The organism is Microcoleus asticus IPMA8, assembly GCF_013179805.1.
Taxonomy (GTDB): Bacteria; Cyanobacteriota; Cyanobacteriia; order Cyanobacteriales; family Microcoleaceae; genus Microcoleus; species Microcoleus asticus.
In genome coordinates this window covers 1-3,197 of sequence record NZ_SRRZ01000256.1, presented here as the reverse complement: position 1 = coordinate 3,197, position 3,197 = coordinate 1, and the positions used below count along the sequence as shown (strand labels likewise).

The window sequence follows — 3,197 nt, the reverse complement described above, 5'->3', positions numbered from 1 at the left end:
AAGAGCGATTCAGTTGCTACGAAACCCAGTTGGCAGTGTGAGTTTTGCTGTTGTAGGAAAGCACAAACTGCGGCTTCACCATTAAATAGTTGTCGGTGGTGGCAACACAGGGAGCTGCATTGCTTGGATTGCCTAGGATGTAAGTTGCGGTTATTAATGGCGCTCGCTGAATGGTTCTCTGGTGCTTGGTTTGGGTTGCTGCACCCTTTTGGTTTCTCAAGACCAATTTGAGGAAGCCGAGACGACGGTGAGGGCGCAGTTAGATTGCAGTCGCTAATCATCCCTACCAACTCTCTTGGCGATCGCCAAGAGTTGCCACAATTTCCTCACTATCAGTTGCTCCCATTCTCATGTCAATGCCAAGCAAACCCGGCAGCCTGACACTAAACTGAACGAATCCAGCACACCTTCCCCCAAACCGGATTCTGTACGTTTAGCTATTTAAATGCTTAAACATTCAAATGTCTAAACATCTAAACGTTTAATTATGATTTTCTATCGAGGTTGATTTCGCTCGCGAGCTCACCTGAAAACAGGAAATGGCTCGCGAACGGGGGTTGTTGTCACGAACCAGAGCAATAGTCGGTTGCCAGGTAGACGATTCATGCAGGGTACTGCAAAATGTTGGCGAGTTGCACAACAAGAAAGTTCTTAGTTTTTACAGAGGCGCCGACTTAAACATTTGAACATTCAAACATCCAAATGTTTAGATGTTATCGTCGGGATTGAACTTCTGGAGGTATTGAGCTACGGATTTTTCCACCAGCTCACTCATTTCCTGACCCGACTGCGCTGCTGCGGATTTGAGTTGGCGGTGCAGTTGTTTTGGCAGGTAAACAGTAGTGCGGACAAAGTTGGGGTCTTTGCTTTTGGATAGCGCCACACTGGGAGAGAGGTCAGGTTCACCGGGTTTGAGTTTTTTGGCCTTCAATAAATCATCAAAACGACTCACGGCAGTATCTCCTTTCCAACAGCGGTGTAGCACCCCCAAGCAGCTTTAGCGTAAGGGTCTTTGATAGCGTTTACAGGAACCCCGGCGAGGGCAGCTTTTTGAAATACCGCCAGTCTCCTTATATCAGACTTGAAAATGGGCAATCCCGCTTTTTCGATGGTTGCCCTAGATTCAGCCCCGACTTTACTCGGAGCGGGGGGGATGACCGTAAGCAAAATGCGGTAATTGGATTGCAGAGAATAGAGAGCTTCCACCATTTGCAGCATAGCGCTCAGGGCCATAGCATCGGGAGAGCTGGGCAATATCAGCAAGTCGCACCCTTCTGCTAGAGTTTTCAGGTCTTCTGGGGTAGGTCGTGCGGGTGTATCGATGACGATGTGTTCGTAATCCCTGGCATAGCGCACGCCTTGCTTTTCATCGACCACTTTGAACGGCAGGGAGCCGCGAGCAGCCCAATCCAAGGCACTGCGGTTGAGGTCGCCATCTACCAACAATGCGGGTGCTTTGGTCTGCAAGTAAGCCGCTAAGTGCAGCGCTGTAGTAGTTTTTCCGACTCCGCCTTTAAATGAGGCGATTGTGACAATCATAGGTAAGTCTGCTGAGTTCATCAACTAGATTTTACAGCTAAAACATCTGAATATTTAGATGTTTGAATGTTTGGATGTTCGATGTTTAGGCAAAGCCATCTATATTCTCTACGCTCAGCAGCTTAGCCAGAGCGATCGCATCCTCTTCTCAAATTTCCAGTACGTTTGTCTCCAGGCACTCGTTGGCTGGGAATGAATGCGCGCGCATCGGTTGCCACACCAGCCGCGACCGACGACAACGTGCAAATGCGGGCGTTGCTGATTTACGGTATGAAAAGCTAAATATGCAAGTCATAGAAATCAGTAGTCGCAAAGCTTCGGGAGCTTCAACTGATTTTTTTCATACCCTGATTAAGCAACACCTAATGTAGGAGACCAGAAAACTAAAAATTTGGGACACTAAGTACGGAAGATCCGAATAATCAGGTATTATTCCTCAGTAATCGACGTAATGTAAAGTAGCTTTCAAGTTTTGGGCGTTCGGCCACTCAAATATAAACTTATGTAACAATTTACCGCAATTTGCATAAAAACCTCAAGGTACTCCAAATAGATAGTTGAGCGCGTATTCAACCAACTATTTCCTGCGGTAACATGACTGAACTTAACATAGGGGCATTGACTGGCAGCACAAGCTACACTGGTAGTGTTGATACTACAAATATCTTTGACATATACAAATTTAACATCACCAGTCCGAGAAGTTTCCGATTTTCTATCGACGGTTTGAGCGGGAATGCCGACGTATTTTTGTTAAACTCTAGTGGCGCAACACTTTACAGTTCAACCAACGCGGGAACCAGTGCAGAAACAATTAGCGCTGACAGCTTAGTAGCCGGAGACTATACACTAAAAGTTTTGCAAACCAGCGGCGACATCAAGTACACGCTGAATTCAGCACCAACTAGCACTCAAAAATCATCCGACGCAGACACCCTGACCGGTGCAAAATCAGATTCTCCACTTCCCTCAAACAGCGCCGCAACTTCGGAAAAACCGACTGCAAACAAAGATGTAATTACAGGAACTTCTGTTGATGACAAGACTGTCACCGCAGAAACAACATCACCAACTACCGACAAACCAGTCACTACAGACTCCGAAACAACTCTCACATCTGAACCGGAAAAACCTGCTGTAGCAACGAGTCAATCTGCGGCAAAAACAACATCATCAACTACCGACAAATCAGTCACTACAGACTCCGAAACAACTCTCACATCTGAAATAAAAAAACCTACAACAACGACTGAATCTGCGTCAGAAACAACATCAACAACTACCGACAAACCAATCACAAGCACCTCCGAAACAACTCTCACATCTGAAACAGAAAAACCTATAGCAACGACTGAATCTGCGGCAGAAACAACATCAACAACTACCGACAAACCAATCACAAGCACCTCCGAAACAACTCTCACATCTGAAACAGAAAAACCTATAGCAACGACTGAATCTGCGGCAGAAACAACATCAACAACTACCGACAAACCAATCACAAGCACCTCCGAAACAACTCTCACATCTGAAACAGAAAAACCTATAGCAACGACTGAATCTGCGGCAGAAACAACATCAACAACTACCGACAAACCAATCACAAGCACCTCCGAAACAACTCTCACATCTGAAACAGAAAAACCTATAGCAACGAC

At 46.0% G+C, this 3,197-nt stretch carries 4 protein-coding genes; 1 reads left to right on the top strand and 3 read right to left on the bottom strand.

Annotated features, from left to right (window positions below; translation table 11 throughout):
* Positions 1-16: 16 nt before the first annotated feature.
* The 3 genes from E5S67_RS31555 to E5S67_RS31545 form a co-directional block, all read right to left on the bottom strand.
* Positions 17-220 (bottom strand): hypothetical protein, encoded by a 204-nt coding sequence (locus tag E5S67_RS31555; protein WP_172193370.1) that lies wholly within the window; start codon positions 218-220, stop codon positions 17-19.
* A gap of 486 nt (positions 221-706) precedes the next feature.
* Positions 707-952 (bottom strand): ribbon-helix-helix domain-containing protein, encoded by a 246-nt coding sequence (locus E5S67_RS31550; RefSeq protein WP_172193367.1) that lies wholly within the window; start codon positions 950-952, stop codon positions 707-709.
* The gene (locus E5S67_RS31545) at positions 949-1,539 is read right to left on the bottom strand and encodes a ParA family protein (protein WP_172193365.1); all 591 of its coding nucleotides are present in this window, start codon (positions 1,537-1,539) and stop codon (positions 949-951) included. Before E5S67_RS31545 ends, E5S67_RS31550 begins: the two co-directional genes overlap by 4 nt.
* 594 nt (positions 1,540-2,133) lie before the next feature.
* Between E5S67_RS31545 and E5S67_RS31540 the strand changes: the two genes are divergently transcribed.
* Positions 2,134-3,197 (top strand): PPC domain-containing protein (locus E5S67_RS31540; RefSeq protein ID WP_172193362.1); only part of this gene is annotated, 1,064 nt, incomplete at its 3' end.